The following is a 17,110-nucleotide window of genomic DNA, read 5'->3' on the forward strand; positions in this document are numbered from 1 at the left end:
AGAATATAAATAGTCAGGAAAGTACTAATTATGCTTACATAGGGGGATGGGAATGGCGTTAATTGTAAAAAAATTTGGAGGCAGCTCGGTGGCCACTGCCGAAAAAATACAAGCTGTGGCCAAGCGTGTGCTGCAGGACACGCAGCCGGGGGACAAAGTGGTAGTTGTGGTTTCAGCGATGGGAGATACGACTGACAATTTGTTATCCCTGGCCAAAGAAATTACCGCTGAACCGTATATTTACCAGCGGGAAATAGATATGCTGCTGGCCACGGGCGAGCAAGTAACGATTGCTTTGCTGGCCATGGCTTTCCATAGCCTGGGACGGCCCGCGATTTCGCTGACCGGTCCCCAGGCCGGCGTTGTGACCAATCATGTGCATACCAAGGGGAAGATTGTTGACGTAACGCCCCGGCGGGTATTAGAAGAATTAGATCAGGGCAAAATTGTGGTAGTTGCCGGTTTTCAGGGACTGAACGGTTTGGGCGATGTCACAACATTGGGGCGGGGGGGTTCCGACACATCGGCTGTTGCCCTGGCCGGGGCCTTAAAGGCTGATAGTTGTGAAATTTTTACAGATGTTGACGGTGTTTACTCAGCTGATCCACGCGTGGTTAAATCAGCCCGGCGCATGCAGGAAATAACGTACAATGAAATGCTGGAGCTGGCTCGCCTGGGTGCAGTGGTTATGCAGCCCCGCGCAGTGGAAATGGGCAAACACTTTGGTGTGCCAATCCATGTTCGGTCGACTTTTACTCAGCAAACAGGGACAATTATCAGGGAGGTATATACAGTGGAAGAAAAAGAGTTTATCATCAGAGGAGTAACACACGATAGCAATGTGGCCAAAATCGCTGTTTTGGGAGTGCCAAACCGTCCTGGTATTGCTTATTCTATTTTTTCTGCACTGGCTGATGCGAATATTGATGTAGACATGATCGTACAAAGCATTCGCAATCTGGAAACCAATGTAATTGATATGGTGTTTACGGTAGCCTTGCCCGATTTAGCTCAGACTAAAATCATCGTCGAACAAGCCGCCCGGCAGTTAGCGGCTGCCGGCGTACTGGTGGATGAGGCGGTAGCCAAGGTATCGGTAGTTGGTGCCGGGATGTTTGGCAGCCCTGGAATTGCCGCAACCATGTTTGGCGCCCTTTCTGAAGCGGAGGTTAACATTGAAGTAATCAGTACATCAGAGATCAGTATTTCCTGCCTGATTAAGGAAAATCAGGTTACGGCGGCGGTCAATGCGATTCATGCCAAGTTTTTTCCGCAATAATCTATTTTGTTTACATAAAACCAACTTTTTGATTTAAATAATACCTGTGGTTTAAATAAGCCTGCCAATAATTGGCGGGCTTATTTAGTGTTGTCGAAAAAGGAATTATGTAAACATTATAGAATTTACTATTACAAGCAAAATTAGCTTATTAACGCTTCAGACTGCAGTGAGAAGGGAGGGAAAATCAGTTACTGCAGTCCGGCAGCGCAATAAGATAACCCGGTGTTTCGATATTCGGGAGAAGTGACTGGTCTGAGGAAACGTGGACACTCATGGCGAAAGACTTTTCAGAGTAAGAAGCAGGGTTATGGATAGAGGACTCGGTTTCAAAAATCAAGGAAAACACTGAGGAGCAAAAATGAACAAAAAGCTGTTAGCTGCAACTGTGCTTGCGGCCTTGACACTTTCCACTGCTTCCGTTTTTGCGGCTGCACCCGCTTTTTCCGGTGATACCAGAGTTGAATATGTCAACAACGATGAAGATACTTCGCTTACCAGCCGCTTTCGTTTAAATGTGGATACAAGCATTGATGAAGTTTTCAATGTGCATGCCCGTTTTACTACCGGCGACTATGATTTGCGAAACGGCCAGGAATCTGTTGACGGTTCGCTTGATCAGGCCTACATTGGCGCTACGGTTAAAGACACTGAGTTTAGAGTTGGCCGTCAGTCGCTATGGGCCGGTAAAGGTATGCTGATGGATGGCGACTCCTTTAACGGCGCTCAAGTTGGCATAGCCGATAAGGATATTAGTCTGGGCGGTTTCTTTGGGAAAGCAGCCAATGGCGACAAAACCACCCTGGCCGAAGTGGATAGCGCTTGGGGAAATGTTAATGTTGGCGCTAACTATCTTAAATTGGCCGACACTGACTATTACGGCCTTAACTTTGATACTAAGGTGATGGATAATGCTGTCTTGAATGTTGAATATGTGAACAATACCTCTGACAAAGCAGACGGCTATATTGCCGAGGTAAAGGTTGGCGAAGCCATTCGCAAAGGTGAGTTCGATTACGCTCTTTCCTACCGCAATGTCGAGTATGGTTCTGTATCCGATTATTCAACCGATACGCAGTTCAACGATTCCAAAGGCTTTCGGATTGAAGCAAACTATAAAGTAACCAACAATGCTACGCTGAATGTTAAACAGGATATTGCCAAAGATCATTCCGGCGATACCGATAAAGATCACACTGATGTGACTTTTACCGTGAATTTCTAATAAAAAATTTGGCCACAACACTCTCTCCGGCGGCTCGAACGAGCCGCCGTTACTTAATTTTATTTTGTCATTAATTTCTTGGTATTGAATTTTTCCGTCGTGGCATTCTATTAGCAGATACCACAAAATAAAACAAAACGGAGGTTTTGCGTATGTCAAGAAGCAGAAAACCTGTTAATCCGGCAGCACAACAAGCTCTCGATCGTCTTAAAGAAGAAACAGCGGCGGAAATCGGCTTAAAGGATTATAAAAACACCTATAAAGGTGCATTAACTTCAGCCGACAATGGTCGTGTAGGCGGCCAAATGGTACGCAAAATGATCCAGGCTCAGGAATCGAAATTTACCGGTAAGTAAAATTGGTTTACAGAACACGCGAGCAGGCCTGCAAAGGCCTGCTTTAATTTTTACGGTCAGGTGAGCGGTATAGCGCAGCAGGCAGCAATTTCCCGGGAATTTGCTGCCTGCTGCGCTATACCGACACCGGCGGTTACTTTAATTAGTTTAGTAAAGTTATTGTATACTTTAATTTCTAGCAGGAGTTTAGGGGTTTATGCCTAAGAATATTTAATTGGATCGGTCACTCAGCGGTGAATTTTAAAAAACGGCTTACTTTATGTGCGGACTTAACGCAGACCGATTTTTTCTGTTTGGACCATTAAAAGGAGGGAAAAGCATGACTTTTCGTCTTGCTGCATCACATGCCAGGGGTAAATTTGCTAATGATAAAATTTTTGGAGCCAGTAGTCTTGCCGGTCAGGCAATGAAGCTATATGGCAGGGAGAAAGTGGTTAATGCCACCATTGGCGCATTTATGGACGAACAGGAGGTATTGGGCTGTATTCCCACAGTGGAAACAGTGCTGCGCAATTTACCAATCAATGAAATGATTAGCTATGCACCGATTGCCGGACTGCCTGGCTATTTGCAGGCGGCTGCCGGTCTGACCTTCGCAGACTCCAGGCCCGAGGCCTATATTGAGGCGGTGGCGACAGCCGGCGGTACAGGCGTGATTCATCATACCATCTGGAATTATTCCGAAATTGGCGATACCGTAATTACCTCGGATTGGCACTGGGGTCCGTATGCACAGCTTTGTCAAGAGGCTTTGCGCAAACTGGCTACGTTTGCTTTATTTGATGAAAACCAGAACTTTAATATAAGTGCGTTTGCTGCGAAAGTTGCTGAAATTCTTAAGCAGCAGGATAACCTTATTATCATTATGAATGCACCGGCGCATAATCCCACCGGTTACAGTTTAACCGATCCTGAGTGGGAGCAGGTGGTAACTGTTTGTAAAGAGCAGGCGTTGAATACTGCCAAGCGAATTGTTTTACTTGCTGATATCGCCTATCTTGATTTTGCCGGCGATAAAAATGCCAGCCGGACCTTTTTGAAAAAATTCGGCGGCTTACCGTCTAATATTCTGACGGTGTTAGCTTTCAGTATGTCGAAAGGCTATACGATGTATGGGCAGCGTACGGGAGCAATGATTGGCGTTTCTTCAGACAGGGAGGCCATTCGTGAATTTACTGCAATCAATCAATTTACCAGCAGGGCTACCTGGTCCAATATCAATCGCGGTGCAATGAGTGTATTGGCCGCCATTTATGAAGATAAGACGATTTTAGCTCAAGTCGAGCAGGAGCGAAGGGCCTTTTATCAGCTGATTCGCAACCGGGCCGATATCTTCATCCGCGAGGCGCAGGCCGCAGGACTGGATATATTGCCCTATCGGGCAGGCTTTTTCCTGACAGTTCCTGCTCACGATCCGGATACAGTTTGCGCTAAATTGTATGACGATCTGATTTATGCTGTGCCTTTGGCCAGGGGCGTGCGTATTGCGGTATGCGCCGTGCCGTCAGCCAAGATTACCGGTATGGCAGCTAAAATTGCGAAGGCTGTGGCAGCATCCGGTATTTGATGGAAACAACAATGGGAAGAAATAATATCCATCATTAAGCTTTCCGGCTCCAGGAGATAATAATCATGGAAGGAGGCGAATGATATGGGTTGTTGGCGCAGAAAAAATACGGCTGGCGCAATGTTTGCATTGCCTGGACCCGGCTTTTGGATATTTTATGGGGTAAGCGCGCTGCTCATCTTTATGTGGGGCATGCGTTATGCAATCAGACGGGCGGCTGTGCCAATCGTAGGCTACCGGTTGCTAAAGCTGCTTTTCCGGCGCTGAGGCACAGTACGACTGCTTAAAAGGATATGCTTTCCAGCGGTAAAAATATGAGAAAGAATGATTGGAAATGTCATTCTTTCTCGCTTTTTTGATAATTATTGTGTTATATTATATAGTGGTTGCAGTAATTGTTTCCGTACGCCAGCAACTCTAATCGGTGGTTTCTAACGGGTTGCCGTTGGAGGGTCGCTCGTAAGTTGTTTAACAATCAAAGGGTATTTGGAGGGTAAGTGAATGTTTTGTCTAAAACCAAAGGAAGACCAGTTTTTTAAGTTATTTGCTGAAAGCGCGCGCTTGTTGAGAGACGGGGCCTATGTAATGAACGTCTTATTGAACGACTATACTAAGATTGAAGATACCATGGTTCAAGTATCTAATCTTGAACATGCGGCGGATGATGTGAATGACGCAATCATCGACAAGCTGAACCAGACCTTTATTACACCTCTTGACCGGGAAGATATTTATTCAATGGCTACTTTATTGGATGATGCGGTCGATTTTTTACAAGGCACAGTGGAGAGAATGTTGCTATACCGCACCGGCCAGCCAAGTCCGGGGGCCAAGGAGCTGACCAGATTACTGGTGGATTGCACGGAGGAATTGGTGCTTGCTTTTGACCTGCTGAAAAATATTAAAGGCAATCAGCATAAAATTCTTGATCATACGCGTAAGATTAACGTGCTGGAGAGTGAAGGCGACCGCATTTACCGCCAGGAAGTAGCCAATCTGTTTACCTCCTGTCCTGACCCCATTGAAATTATCAAATGGAAAGAAGTACTGGAGTATTTGGAAGGAACTTTGGACCATTGCGAAGATATCGCAGACTTATTACGGGGTGTGGTAATGAAATATGCCTGATTTACTGATTGTTGGAGTTGTTCTGTTAGCCTTGGTTTTTGATTATATTAATGGTTTTCATGATACTGCCAATGCCATTGCAACGTCGGTATCGACCAGAGCGCTGTCGCCCCGGGTTGCAGTCTGGATGGCTGCCAGCCTGAATTTTCTAGGCGCCATGTATAGTACCGGAGTCGCCAAAACCATTGGCGGAGATTTGGTAAAATCAGCGCAAATGGTCAATCAGCAAGTGATTATTGCCGCTTTGGTCGGGGCAATTGTTTGGAATCTGGTTACCTGGTGGCTGGGGATTCCCAGTAGTTCCTCCCATGCATTGGTAGGCGGGGTTGTTGGCGCTGTTTTGGTTTCCCGGGGAGTGGAAGGTTTGAAAATTGAAGGTATTATAAAAATTGTCTTATCCTTAATTGTTTCCCCGGTAATTGCAATCGTAACCGGACTAATCATTATGACGGCCTTATTTTGGCTGTTTGGTCGTATGGCGCCATCAAATATCAATTCAAAATTCAGGCGGCTGCAAATACTTTCCGCAGCCATGATGTCTTTTTCACATGGATCAAATGATGCTCAAAAAGCAATGGGCATTATCACTCTGGCCTTAGTCAGCGGCGGTTATTTAACTACTTTGGAAGTACCTACCTGGGTTAAACTAGCGGCCGCTACCGCTATGGGCTGTGGTACTGCCGCCGGCGGCTGGCGGATTATCCGCACCATGGGGGGCAAGATATTCAAGCTTGAGCCAATGAGCGGTTTTGCCGCCGACCTCAATTCGGCGCTGATTGTATTTAGCGCAACCTTACTGCATTTGCCGGTAAGTACCACCCATGTGGTTTCAGGGTCCATCATGGGAGTGGGAACAGCTAAACGGGTTAGCGCCGTCCGCTGGGGAGTTGCCCAGCAGATGGTAATGGCCTGGATTCTGACCATTCCCAGCACTGCACTTGTCAGCGCTATTACCTATCAACTTATCGTCACCTTATGTTAGTGTCTTGGCAAAGTTATGAATTAGAATTAAAGCTACGCTGGCTAAGCTAAGATTTAACTTGGTCAGGGTACTGGTACCTTGCGGCGCGTCTGAAAGGTGACGGCATTGGCATGACGGCTAAACAGCCAATTTCTATTTGGGGCAGGGGGCGTTAGCATGGAAAATCAGATTACCATACAATTTGTGAATGGCGAGGAGCGGGTTTATCCCCGGGGGACATCGCTTAGAGATGTTGCCCGGGATAGGCAGGGGCTTCACGCTTCCGCAATTGTGGCCGCAAAAGTCAACAATAGCATCAGGGATTTGCAGGCAGTGCTTACCGGCCCTTGCAAAGTGGAATTTTTGGATTTACATACGGAAGATGGCAGTAAGACCTATCAACGTTCACTGACTTTTGTCATGATTGCGGCCATTTCCGAGCTCTTCCCCCACGGCGAAGTGACGGTTGAGCATTCGTTAAGCAAGGGATTATATTGCGAAGTCTATTTAGGCCGCGACTTAACCCCGGAAGATGTGGTTAACATTGAGGAACGGATGCGGCGGATTGTTGCTGAAGACCGGCCGATCATTAAACAGGAGCTGCCTTTGGCTGATGCTATCGCGTTGTTTGAAAAGGTTGGACAAACGGAAAAGGTGAAATTGCTGCAACAGTTAAAGCGCAGCAGCGTTACCATCTATTATTGCGGAACCGTTTATGATTATTTGTCCGGTACAATGGCGCCAAGCAGCGGTTATTTGCCAATTTTTGAATTAAAGTATTACCAACCGGGTTTAATTCTTCGTTTTCCCGGCAAAGAACAGCCTGACCGTATTCCGCGATATGAAGAACAACCCAAGCTGGCCGAAATTTTTGCCGAAGCTGAACGCTGGGGCAAAATATTAAACTGCGGCTATGTTGCAACACTCAATACCTACGTGCAAAATGAGCAGTTTGTCGATATTATCAGGGTGGCGGAAGCCTTACATGAAAAAAAGATTGCTCAGATTGCCGATTTTATTTCAGAACACCGCAGCGAAGTCAGGGTAATATTAGTTGCCGGCCCATCATCGTCAGGAAAGACAACTTTTGCGCAGCGGCTGGGCATTCAGCTGCGGGTAAATGGCGTTCGTCCGGTTTCGATTTCACTTGATGATTACTTTGTAGACCGGGCGCATACACCGCGGGATGAAAAGGGCGACTATGATTTTGAATCAATAGAGGCAATCGAGCTGACGTTATTCAATGACCATTTGACCAGGCTTTTAGCCGGGCAGGAGGTCGAAATACCGTACTATAATTTTCTTAACGGGCAGCGGGAATACCGCGGCGACAAAATCAAGCTTGACCAGGACCAGCCGCTGATCATTGAAGGCATTCATGGGCTTAATGAACGTCTGACAACGGCTGTTTCGCGGGAGCATAAAGTTAAAATTTATATCAGTGCGCTGACGCAGTTATCGATTGATAACCATAACCGGATTCCCACCACGGATGCAAGATTAATCCGCAGGATTGTCCGCGACAGTCAATTTCGCGGACATGACGCCATCAAAACCCTTAAGATATGGCCGTCGGTCAGACGCGGTGAAGAGCGAAATATTTTTCCTTATCAGGAGGATGCCGATATTATGTTTAATTCCGCCTTGATCTATGAACTGGCAGTCTTAAAGCACTATGCCGAGCCGCTGCTGGAGAAAGTGACCAAGACCGAGCCGGAATATTCTGAGGCCAGACGCTTATTGAATTTCTTGTCGTATTTTGAGCAAATCAACGATTGTGATGATATTCCAACAAACTCAATTTTACGGGAGTTTATTGGAAAATCGTGCTTCCACCGGACTTGATGAACGATACAAGCAAAAAAAGACCGCTCAGGCTACTAATGCCTGGCGGTTTTTTGCCAATCATAAACGCCCGCATACTTGAAGTGTGCGGGCGTTATTGATAAAATTAACGGTTGTTTTTAAAGAATTCCAGCGCAACGTCGGGGAAAACAGCGTAGGATAATACATCTTCCACTGACGCGTTTGGATAACCCTTTTCAGCCAATTGCGCTTTAAGTGTCTCAAGCTGCGGCGGAATATCATCGGCAGGGCGATATTCGATGATCGGATCGGAGCCAATAATCTTTTCCCGAACTTCGGCTGCCACCGGCTGCGGCGTACGGCCGTATTTGCCGCGGGCCAAATCCTTAACTTCGCGGGGAACCATTTTATAGCGTTCGCCCAGCATAACATTGAAGGTAGCCATTGAACCGACAATCTGGCTGGTTGGCGTAACCAGCGGAGGATAGCCAAGATCAGCCCGTACACGGGGCATTTCTTCGAGCAATTCCTGATATTTGTCTTCCATGCCTTGTTCTTTAAGCTGATTATAAAGGTTGGAAAGCATACCGCCGGGAATTTGGAAGTCGAGGACGTTGGTATCAACATCAAAATAAGTTTTGAGCTTGAAGTCGTTCGCCAGGCTTTTCTTAACCTCACCGAAATGCAGGGCAATTGGTTTGAGCTTTTTCCGGTCCAGGCCGGTATCGCGCTCAGTACCCTCAAGGGCGGCAATCATGGTTTCAGTGCAAGGCTGTGAAGTGCCAAGCGCAAATGGCGAAAGCGCACAGTCAATGACATCAACGCCTGCTTCAATTGCTTTAAGGTAAGTCATTGAACCAAAACCGCTGGTGTAATGGGTATGTAATTGAATCGGAACTTTAATTTCAGCTTTCATTGCCTTAACCAGATCATAAGCGACATAAGGGGCTAATAAGCCGGACATATCTTTAATGCAAATGGAATGTACGCCGCGGTCTACAAGATCATGGGCAAGCTTCAAATAGCTTTCTTTCGTATGGAAAGGGCTGATGGTATATACGCAAACACCTTGCACATGAGCGCCTGCTGCCAAGCCGGCTTTAATCGCAACTTCTAGGTTGCGAACATCATTCAGCGCATCGAACACCCGGATAACGCCAATTCCATGCTCAACCATTTTTTTAACAAACATTTCTACAACATCATCGGCATAGTGATTATAGCCTAGGATATTTTGGCCTCTCAGCAGCATGGAAATCGGAGTTTTCAGGGTTTTTTTCAGGAATTTAAGACGCTCCCAGGGATCTTCATTCAAGAAACGCAGACAGCTGTCAAAGGTTGCGCCACCCCAGGCTTCTAATGCCCAGTAGCCGACATCATCAAGAGCTTGCAGTTGAGGAACCATATCCGTGATACGCATGCGGGTAGCCGCTAGGGACTGATGACCGTCACGCAGCACTGTCTCCATAATTTTAACTGGATTTTTGGACATTAAGTAATCTCCTCCTAGTTTTGTATGTGGGCCATTCTAATGAATTAATTTCGATTCTAGACCTAAAAATAGGCAATTCAGTGAATTGCGAATTTAGATACTTGATCGATTTTATTGAACAGTTTCATTATAGTTATTTCTGCAGCTTTTGTCAATTAGCTGGCGGTTATTAATTGTGATTTTTTTAACATGCGTACTGCGGCGGAAGGTGGTAGTGTCAGGACCTTGCCGGCTTAACATAATGGCTGCCCCGTAAGCGTTTTTATTGGCTTACGGGGCAGCGCTGTTGTACGGACAGCAGGCAGCAGTGACAAGGCGGCCGGCTGAAGGCTTCGCCAAGCGAGCAGCGGCAGCCAGAGGGCAATTACTCTAGAACGCTGGCGGAAATCACCCGGTTCCGGCCTTGCTGTTTAGCCTTATATAACGCTTTGTCGGCAATGGAAATGATTTTTTCCGTATCCGGGGGACAGGCGGTCAGGGCCGGGTCGTAGGTTGCTATACCCAGGCTTGCCGTAATGCGGGCGGTAAAGGCTCCGGCATTGTCAGGATAATGATTCTGCTCAATTGTTACCCGCAGTTTCTCGGCGACAACCGTTGCTTCAGCGCTGCTGCATTCAGGCAGGATAATGCTGAATTCTTCACCGCCATAGCGGGCCGGCAGATCAATGTTACGGACGTTGTGATGAAGGATTTGACCAATTTGGGCTAATAACTTGTCACCGACAAGATGGCCGTAAGTGTCATTGTAGTTTTTGAATTTATCCAGATCCAGCATAATGAGACTCAATGGCCGTTTAAGCGAGGCGGCTCTTCGAAGCTCGGTTTTAAGAAACATATCGAAATTACGCCGGTTGGCCAGACCGGTTAAACCGTCAGACAGGGCCATTGATTTTACCTGATTATACAGATGGGCTTTTTCCAGGCCAAGGGCAATCTGCTGTGCCATGATTTTGGCGAAAGAAATTCTTTTCAGCCGCTCCGGCGTAATAAACCGCTGCCAGCCGATCAGGAGAAAACCCAGTAAGCGTTGATCGACTGCCAAGGGCAGTACCATGATATGGCGGACATCAATTTTATCACAGGAGTGGGTAATCGGTTCAAAGACCTCAGCCGGCGCTGTAACCGGTTTTAGTCCGCTGACCAGGGTATTCAGTTCAGGATAATCAGTCAAAGCAATATCCGGCAGCTTACAGGAAAAATTGACTGCCGCCGCTACCCGGTAGAAATCAGGCGAATTGCCGAGCAGAAAACCTATGCCGATATCGCCGCTGAGCGCTTTTACCGCATGTGTACTGCATTGTTCAACAATCGTGTCGGTATCGATCGTGGCAGCGGCTGACTGAGCGATTTCCGACAGGAACTTTTCTTCTTCCAGGCGCAGTTTTGTTTCTTCGTACAGCATAGCGCTGGCAATCGCTGCACCGGCATGATGTCCCAGCGCTGTCAAGAATAAGGCGTCATGCTGATCATAAGCGGCGGTTTCACTGGAATACACTTCGATTACGCCGATTACCTGACCGTCATTGATGAGTGGAGCGGCAATAATCGAACGGATATTGGAAAATATAAGCTGGGGGCGAAACATATCCGGCTGGCTGGAAAGGTCGGAGATATACAAGGCTTTGTTAATTTCGATGACCTGACCGCCGAGGCTGTGCTGCCAGGGCAAAAGGGACGGCGGAGTATTAATCCCGTAAGTCGCGACAACCTGTAACTGGGATTGATCAGTGCTAATCAGGGCAATGACGCTTTGGCTGGAATTCATCATATCGGCGACCATATCCGCAATAGCGTCGAGGGTATCGCGCAAGTCCAATTGGGAAGAAATGATTGCGCCAATTTTAGCCAGGGCATTTTCTACTAAATTGCGCTGCTTTTCCGATTCTTTGTATAACTGGGCATTTTTGGCCACCAAATCTTCCAGACGTTCTTTTAAATTGACCAATTGTTCATAAGGATATTGCACGACCAGCCGGAATACCGCCTGGAGCATGTAGAAAGAGGCAAGAAGTTTGAAGATGTGAATGGAAAAATCAAGGTCAAAAGGAGCCAGGAGGCTGAGCGCATAGCCTGCATTGGTGAGAATATCAAACAGCAATGCAATTTGGAGCCGGTTTGCTGTGACGTAGTTTGCATAGTGTCGCCGCAAGATGATCAGTGCCGCAACATCCGGCACAATGGCAGTGAGTAAGACCATTGGCAGCAGCGATTGAGCATAGCCGTTAATCAATAAGCACGGCCATGTTTCCGAACTAAAGATAAGGTTGGCCATTAATATTCCTACGATGATCAGCAGCGTGTACAAGAGGGAAGTGTTTCTGCAGCCATTCAGTTTCGCCGGGAGGTAAACCGCGTAGAGCAGGGCGCAGGACCAGATGAGACGGGCGAGGACAAATAGAACGAAGGAATTGACGGGAAGGCCGGAGCCTAGCATTTTTGCGGAGGTCATCAGGTGTATCAAGTCCAGAATAGTTGCAAATAATATAGCAACACCGGCGGCCTTAAACTTATTGTTATTGTTTTGCGTTGTGTTAAACCAGGCAATAATGAAAATGGTAAATCCCAAGACGATGCTGGTCATATCAAGTATGTTATGAAGAGTAAGCACAGTACCGACCCCCAATAGTTAAGGCATTCTGTTATATGATATGCGGTGACATAATGAGTAGTGCCTGACCGGATCTGAGGTGAAAAAGTGGCTAAAGTCTGCCCGTTATGTAATGCCCTGCAAACACTCGCCCAAGAGTGCCCGCGCTGTGGACAGCCAATGGTTGACGGCGGTATGCTGGAAAACTATTTTGGCCCGTACGGACCGTACAGAACGGAGGACGGCAAGAGCGGCCCGGACGACAGTTGCTGCGGGCATTTATACTACTGTCCCAATTGCGGCTATGATGAGCGTTTGGCAGTTTCAATGGTAAATATTTAAAGGATAAAAGATTCTTTAAATACGAAAACTAAAAAAAACTGGAGGTGATTTTTTGATGTCCAGCGCTAATCCTTTGGTTAAATGTACTGTGGATCAATGTACTCATTATATGCCGGGCGACCAGTGCATGGCGGCCAAAATCAGTATTTATAATGATGAAACAGCAGCACGTTCTTCCCGGACGACGGATACTTTATGTAAAGCTTTCCATCCGCGCAAGACGGTTGGCGATATTGTTGGCGCTTTTCATAACTCTAATATAGGCGGAGTTGTGTCGGCGGCTTTTTTAAGTGGTACGCAAGTGACGCCTAGTGTCGAATGCTTTGTCAGCAATTGCAAGCACTGGCAGGAAAGCAACCTGTGCAGCGCCAGGTCGATTGCAGTCAGCGGAATCAATGCTTCGTTAAATGAGGACACGGACTGTCAGACCTTTGAACCGAAATAAAGCAAAAGGGCAATGTTGGCTTAAATGACCGTCTGTCTATGCCGATGGTTTTCATGGCGATTGCTCCAAGCAAAAAGATGAAACAGGCGCGCCGTCAAAAAGATTTGACGGCGCGCCTGTTTTTGCGCGGAAAAAAGAAAAGTGGTTGAGAAAGGATCAACGGTACAGTTCCGTGATAAAATCCATAAAGGCTTTGGCCGGTTTGGACAAATACCGGTTGCTTTTCCAGGCCATCACAATCTTGAAAAACAGCGGGTTAGCCAGCGGCCGGGAGCAAATATTGGCATAACGGGAAACAACCGCATCAAGCAGAAAAGAAATTCCCATGCCTTGCTCCACCAGGCCTGTAATGGTCCCGATCTGGTTGGAGGAAAAGCGGATGTGCGGCTGAAAGCGGTGGCGGCGGCATTCTTCCAGGATAATATGGCGGTTGTAAGAGTCTTCATGGAAAAGAATAAAGGGCTCCCGTGCCAGTGCCGTAAAGGGGATATGCTCCAGTTCAGCCAAAGGATGCCCGGGCGGCAGACAGACCAGAATTTGATTTTCGGCAAGCGGCGCTGTTTCCAGGTTGGGCGACAGCTGCGACAGCAAAATGATTCCCAGGTCCAGCACATCCTGCTCCAGTTGTTCCCGGATGGTCATCGTCCCCGCCTCTGTGGCCACAATTTCCACCAGGGGGTACCGTTTGCCGAATTCCGCATAAATGTGGGGAAACAAAAACGTACCGATCATGGGCGGGATGCCGATCCTGATTGTCCCCTTTTGCAGCCTTTTGTAATCGTTCATTTCCACCGCAATATCCTGAAGCCGGCTCAGGACATCCCGAATTCGCTGCAAAAAGACTTCGCCTTCCCCGGTCAGCGTGATCTGTTTCTGACGGCGGTCCAAAAGCAGCACACCCAGCTCCTCCTCCAGCTTCTGGATCGCCATGGACACCGACGGTTGCGACACATGCAGCCGCTCTGCCGCTTTGGTAATGCTTTTCAGTTGACAGGCCATCTGGAAATATTGCAGCTGACGGATTTCCATTCTACCCCTCCAGCATAAATTATTTTTATCATATTATAGTAAACGTATATTTTACATTTATATTAATGTATTTTATACTAAAATCAATACATTATACAGATTGAGGTGCCCTGCATGCTTAGAAGTAATTTCCCCCAATATCCCCTGTTTGTAACGGGCTGTATCCAAAGAGGCAACGCCTTTCTCCAGGAGTACCGCCAGCCTTCTCCGCCAATCGTTACCGATCAGCTGAATTGTGGAAAGCTGTCGGCGCTGTTTCGTTATCTTCTAAAACGAAAAGGCGTCAGCCTGCAGCAGGATAAAAGCGATGAACACGAGCGGCTGGATCAATGTCATCAGGACCTTGCCGGCAATCACCATTAAAATAAACCAACTTGCCGTTTCGTAAGGATAACAAAAAAGCGTGCCGCATTGCGTTGTTTAAAACGTTTTGCGGCACGCCCTTTTGTTTATTTCACGGAAAACGTTTGAGGAGACTGTCGGGCCGGCGCTTCGTCCGGAATGCCAAAGGTAAGGGGGATAGCCAGGATAAGCGGGACAACGGTCCATAATAATGCCTGCGGCAAGCCGATATAATCAGCGACCGCTCCGGTGATTGCCGTTCCTGCGCCTCCCAGCCCAAAGGTAAGGCCGAGCATCATGCCGGAAACCATTGCGGCATTGCCCGGCAGAATGGTTTGCGCCCAGACGATGGAGGAAGGAACCATGCTTTGCAGCAAAGCACCGCTGAGGGCGAGCGACAGCCAGGTGAGCCAGTTGATCGTGCTGGCCGACAATAAGTAATAGGTTGGCGGCAGACAGAAAATAAGCGACAACAGGATGCACTTTTTATGGCCGGCCTTATCGCCGCTGTAGCCGCCGACAAGGGCGCCCGCCGCGCCGCCCAGCAGGAATACGGTCAGCATATGACCGGCCAGGAGCGGCGGATGGCCCTGGCCGGCCAGCAGGACGGGCAGAAAGGTGGGAATGGCGACCTGCGGCCAGGAGCGTAAGGCCATAACGACATTGAGCATCAGAATATTTTTGGACTTATACCAGGGGGGATCTTCCGTAAGACGCTGCCGGGCAACTCTCAGATCGGTTTTATACAAGCCGCTGCTATACAAGGCCACTGTCAGCAATAGCGCCGGAATAATGAGCCACGGCAGATAGCCGATTCCCCAGTGGACCAGAACATAAATGATCACAAAAGGGGCAAAGGCAAATCCCAGGTTACCGCCGCCAACAAATAAGGACATGGCCAATCCCTGGCGGCCGCTGACCACCGTCCGGCCTACCAGGCTGGACGCAAGCGGGTGAAACAGGGAGGCGGCGATACCGGATACAGCAACCGTGCCAAACAAATACAGCGTATTGGAAGCCAGTCCGCTGGAACAGATAAAAACGGCGCTGACAGGCAAAGTGACCAGCAGCAGCCAGGCATAGCTGCCTTTATCCATAAAATAACCGCAGACAGGCTGGAGCATGCTGGAGGTGACGGCGAACACCATGACCAAAAGGCCGCTTAATGTCAGGGATAAGCCCTGACTTGCAATAACTGCCGGCAGCAAAGCCGGCAAAAAATTGGTGTAAAAGTCGCTAAAGAAGTGACCGGCAGTCAATAAAAGCAAATAGAACCAGCTTTGGCGGCCGGAAGAAGCCATCATCGCCATTCGTTTGCAGTGGAGCGCGGCACTGTTTCAATACAGTCCAGATGAGTTTTCAGCTGTGCTTTAATATTATCAATATAAATACGGCGAAGCTTCGCCTGCTCGGCGCATTCTTCCTGATTCAAACCGCATTCACGCTGTTTTTTGGCCAGGGCATTGATACGGGAAATTATTTCGGGAGTCATCACAACCATCCTTTTCATAACGGCTTTATTGAAAGAATATTATCATAATCTTCTTATGCCGTCAAATGACGGCAGGGCGGGGGGCCATTGCGGCGGCGTTTAGCGCTTGCACTGTTTGTCAATGAGCATTTGATAGGCTTGTTGGAGTTTTTGGGTTACCGGTCCGGCGGCCCCATCGCCGACAACGGCGCCGCTCAGGCTGATGACCGGCGTAATCTCCGATGTTGTACCGCAAATAAAGGCTTCATCAGCTTTATGCGTAAATTCGGGGCTGAATGGCTTTTCCAGAACGGTTAGACCAAGCGACGGAGCAAGGGTTTCGATAATAATGGAACGTGTTACCCCGCTTAGAATCAGATTCGACAGCGGATGGGTCCATAATAGTTCGTCTTTAATGATGAAAAAATTGGTGCTGGTGCCTTCGGTTACAAACTCATTGCGAATTTGAATTGCTTCAACGCAGCCTGCTTCCTTGGCGCGTTGTTTGCCAAGAACGTTGCTCAGCAGATTGAGTGATTTGATGTCACAGCGCAGCCAGCGTTCATCCGGAATAAAGAGCGCTTTGATCCCATCCGCCTGGAGCCGGTTATTGGCGGCAACCGGGCGAATTGACATGGTCAGGCGGGGAACAACATTCTCCGGAAAGCCATGCCCCCGGGGGGCAACGCCGCGGGTAATTTGAAAATAGATTGCGCCGTCTGAAATACCGCTTTCAGTAATGAGCAGATGATGCATTTGAGCAAATTCCTCATAAGTATGGACTGCCGGTATTTTTAGCTGGCGCAGCGAACGGTAAGCTCTTTCGATATGTTTTTCAAGAGCAAAGCATCTGCCGTTATAAACTCTGGTTACTTCATAAATTCCATCGCCAAATTGGTGTCCGCGATCTTCCAAGGGTACGGCATTTTCAGTTAAATCAATGATTGTTCCATTGGCAAATCCTAGTGAACGCATAGTTAAGCCTCCTGTAGGTAAGTCTGATTGTTTTAAAATTCCCGCCAATAGGCGCTTAGTCCTGCCCGAATATTACTTAACTAAAAAATACGATGGTTATAGCAG

Annotated in this window: 17 protein-coding genes; 11 read left to right on the plus strand and 6 right to left on the minus strand. The window is 47.8% G+C overall.

Annotation, left to right across the window (positions count from 1 at the left end; genetic code table 11):
- The first annotated feature begins 52 nt into the window (after positions 1-52).
- From BLR06_RS08340 to BLR06_RS08375, 8 genes are all read left to right on the plus strand, one after another.
- Positions 53-1,279: an aspartate kinase gene (locus BLR06_RS08340; protein ID WP_092071281.1), complete on the plus strand. Its 1,227-nt coding sequence runs from the start codon at positions 53-55 to the stop codon at positions 1,277-1,279.
- A 361-nt stretch (positions 1,280-1,640) separates the two neighbouring features.
- The gene (locus tag BLR06_RS08345) at positions 1,641-2,504 is read left to right on the plus strand and encodes a hypothetical protein (protein WP_092071284.1); all 864 of its coding nucleotides are present in this window, start codon (positions 1,641-1,643) and stop codon (positions 2,502-2,504) included.
- A gap of 152 nt (positions 2,505-2,656) precedes the next feature.
- Positions 2,657-2,860, plus strand: a complete 204-nt coding sequence (locus BLR06_RS08350) for an alpha/beta-type small acid-soluble spore protein (protein ID WP_092071287.1) — start codon at positions 2,657-2,659, stop codon at positions 2,858-2,860.
- Between the two features lie 319 nt (positions 2,861-3,179).
- On the plus strand, positions 3,180-4,427 hold the full coding sequence (locus BLR06_RS08355; protein WP_092071290.1) for a pyridoxal phosphate-dependent aminotransferase: 1,248 nt from the start codon (positions 3,180-3,182) through the stop codon (positions 4,425-4,427).
- 84 nt (positions 4,428-4,511) lie between these two features.
- Positions 4,512-4,694: a hypothetical protein gene (locus BLR06_RS08360; RefSeq protein ID WP_092071293.1), complete on the plus strand. Its 183-nt coding sequence runs from the start codon at positions 4,512-4,514 to the stop codon at positions 4,692-4,694.
- A 234-nt stretch (positions 4,695-4,928) separates the two neighbouring features.
- Positions 4,929-5,555: a DUF47 domain-containing protein gene (locus BLR06_RS08365; protein WP_092071296.1), complete on the plus strand. Its 627-nt coding sequence runs from the start codon at positions 4,929-4,931 to the stop codon at positions 5,553-5,555.
- Entirely contained in the window at positions 5,548-6,537 is a 990-nt protein-coding gene (locus BLR06_RS08370; RefSeq protein WP_092071299.1) for an inorganic phosphate transporter, read from the plus strand. The genes BLR06_RS08365 and BLR06_RS08370 overlap by 8 nt, the downstream gene beginning before the upstream one ends.
- Before the next feature lie 156 nt (positions 6,538-6,693).
- Complete coding sequence (locus tag BLR06_RS08375; RefSeq protein ID WP_092071302.1) at positions 6,694-8,361, plus strand: nucleoside kinase; 1,668 nt, start codon at positions 6,694-6,696, stop codon at positions 8,359-8,361.
- 106 nt (positions 8,362-8,467) lie between these two features.
- Here the strand turns inward: BLR06_RS08375 and BLR06_RS08380 are convergent, their stop codons facing one another.
- Both BLR06_RS08380 and BLR06_RS08385 read right to left on the minus strand, forming a co-directional pair.
- Positions 8,468-9,814, minus strand: a complete 1,347-nt coding sequence (locus tag BLR06_RS08380) for a pyruvate carboxylase subunit B (protein ID WP_092071305.1) — start codon at positions 9,812-9,814, stop codon at positions 8,468-8,470.
- A gap of 364 nt (positions 9,815-10,178) precedes the next feature.
- The gene (locus BLR06_RS08385) at positions 10,179-12,422 is read right to left on the minus strand and encodes a diguanylate cyclase (RefSeq protein ID WP_245698079.1); all 2,244 of its coding nucleotides are present in this window, start codon (positions 12,420-12,422) and stop codon (positions 10,179-10,181) included.
- An 87-nt stretch (positions 12,423-12,509) separates the two neighbouring features.
- Here BLR06_RS08385 and BLR06_RS19220 point away from each other — a divergent pair, with 87 nt between their 5' ends.
- Both BLR06_RS19220 and BLR06_RS08390 read left to right on the plus strand, forming a co-directional pair.
- Positions 12,510-12,743 (plus strand): hypothetical protein, encoded by a 234-nt coding sequence (locus BLR06_RS19220; RefSeq protein WP_139164466.1) that lies wholly within the window; start codon positions 12,510-12,512, stop codon positions 12,741-12,743.
- A gap of 55 nt (positions 12,744-12,798) precedes the next feature.
- Positions 12,799-13,188: a DUF1540 domain-containing protein gene (locus BLR06_RS08390; RefSeq protein ID WP_092071308.1), complete on the plus strand. Its 390-nt coding sequence runs from the start codon at positions 12,799-12,801 to the stop codon at positions 13,186-13,188.
- A 156-nt stretch (positions 13,189-13,344) separates the two neighbouring features.
- Here the strand turns inward: BLR06_RS08390 and BLR06_RS08395 are convergent, their stop codons facing one another.
- Positions 13,345-14,217, minus strand: coding sequence for a LysR substrate-binding domain-containing protein (locus tag BLR06_RS08395; protein WP_092071311.1), 873 nt, complete (start codon positions 14,215-14,217; stop codon positions 13,345-13,347).
- Between the two features lie 114 nt (positions 14,218-14,331).
- Here BLR06_RS08395 and BLR06_RS08400 point away from each other — a divergent pair, with 114 nt between their 5' ends.
- Entirely contained in the window at positions 14,332-14,580 is a 249-nt protein-coding gene (locus tag BLR06_RS08400; protein ID WP_092071314.1) for a hypothetical protein, read from the plus strand.
- A gap of 86 nt (positions 14,581-14,666) precedes the next feature.
- Here BLR06_RS08400 and BLR06_RS08405 read toward each other — a convergent pair whose 3' ends face one another.
- From BLR06_RS08405 to dat, 3 genes are all read right to left on the minus strand, one after another.
- Entirely contained in the window at positions 14,667-15,827 is a 1,161-nt protein-coding gene (locus BLR06_RS08405) for an MFS transporter (protein ID WP_173812981.1), read from the minus strand.
- A gap of 32 nt (positions 15,828-15,859) precedes the next feature.
- Positions 15,860-16,051 (minus strand): DUF896 domain-containing protein, encoded by a 192-nt coding sequence (locus BLR06_RS08410; protein WP_245698080.1) that lies wholly within the window; start codon positions 16,049-16,051, stop codon positions 15,860-15,862.
- A 99-nt stretch (positions 16,052-16,150) separates the two neighbouring features.
- A complete protein-coding gene (gene dat, locus BLR06_RS08415; protein WP_092071323.1) occupies positions 16,151-17,005 on the minus strand; it encodes a D-amino-acid transaminase in 855 nt (284 codons plus the stop codon).
- Positions 17,006-17,110: the final 105 nt, after the last annotated feature.

The sequence above is a fragment of the Dendrosporobacter quercicolus genome, assembly GCF_900104455.1.
Lineage (GTDB): Bacteria > Bacillota > Negativicutes > DSM-1736 > Dendrosporobacteraceae > Dendrosporobacter > Dendrosporobacter quercicolus.

Coding starts and splice junctions, on each gene's coding strand:
- BLR06_RS08340 (WP_092071281.1), top strand. CDS start 53: ATGGCGTTAATTGTAAAAAAATTTGGAGGCAGCTCGGTGGCCACTGCC.
- BLR06_RS08345 (WP_092071284.1), top strand. CDS start 1,641: ATGAACAAAAAGCTGTTAGCTGCAACTGTGCTTGCGGCCTTGACACTT.
- BLR06_RS08350 (WP_092071287.1), top strand. CDS start 2,657: ATGTCAAGAAGCAGAAAACCTGTTAATCCGGCAGCACAACAAGCTCTC.
- BLR06_RS08355 (WP_092071290.1), top strand. CDS start 3,180: ATGACTTTTCGTCTTGCTGCATCACATGCCAGGGGTAAATTTGCTAAT.
- BLR06_RS08360 (WP_092071293.1), top strand. CDS start 4,512: ATGGGTTGTTGGCGCAGAAAAAATACGGCTGGCGCAATGTTTGCATTG.
- BLR06_RS08365 (WP_092071296.1), top strand. CDS start 4,929: ATGTTTTGTCTAAAACCAAAGGAAGACCAGTTTTTTAAGTTATTTGCT.
- BLR06_RS08370 (WP_092071299.1), top strand. CDS start 5,548: ATGCCTGATTTACTGATTGTTGGAGTTGTTCTGTTAGCCTTGGTTTTT.
- BLR06_RS08375 (WP_092071302.1), top strand. CDS start 6,694: ATGGAAAATCAGATTACCATACAATTTGTGAATGGCGAGGAGCGGGTT.
- BLR06_RS08380 (WP_092071305.1), bottom strand. CDS start 9,814: ATGTCCAAAAATCCAGTTAAAATTATGGAGACAGTGCTGCGTGACGGT.
- BLR06_RS08390 (WP_092071308.1), top strand. CDS start 12,799: ATGTCCAGCGCTAATCCTTTGGTTAAATGTACTGTGGATCAATGTACT.
- BLR06_RS08395 (WP_092071311.1), bottom strand. CDS start 14,217: ATGGAAATCCGTCAGCTGCAATATTTCCAGATGGCCTGTCAACTGAAA.
- BLR06_RS08400 (WP_092071314.1), top strand. CDS start 14,332: ATGCTTAGAAGTAATTTCCCCCAATATCCCCTGTTTGTAACGGGCTGT.
- BLR06_RS08410 (WP_245698080.1), bottom strand. CDS start 16,051: ATGACTCCCGAAATAATTTCCCGTATCAATGCCCTGGCCAAAAAACAG.
- dat (WP_092071323.1), bottom strand. CDS start 17,005: ATGCGTTCACTAGGATTTGCCAATGGAACAATCATTGATTTAACTGAA.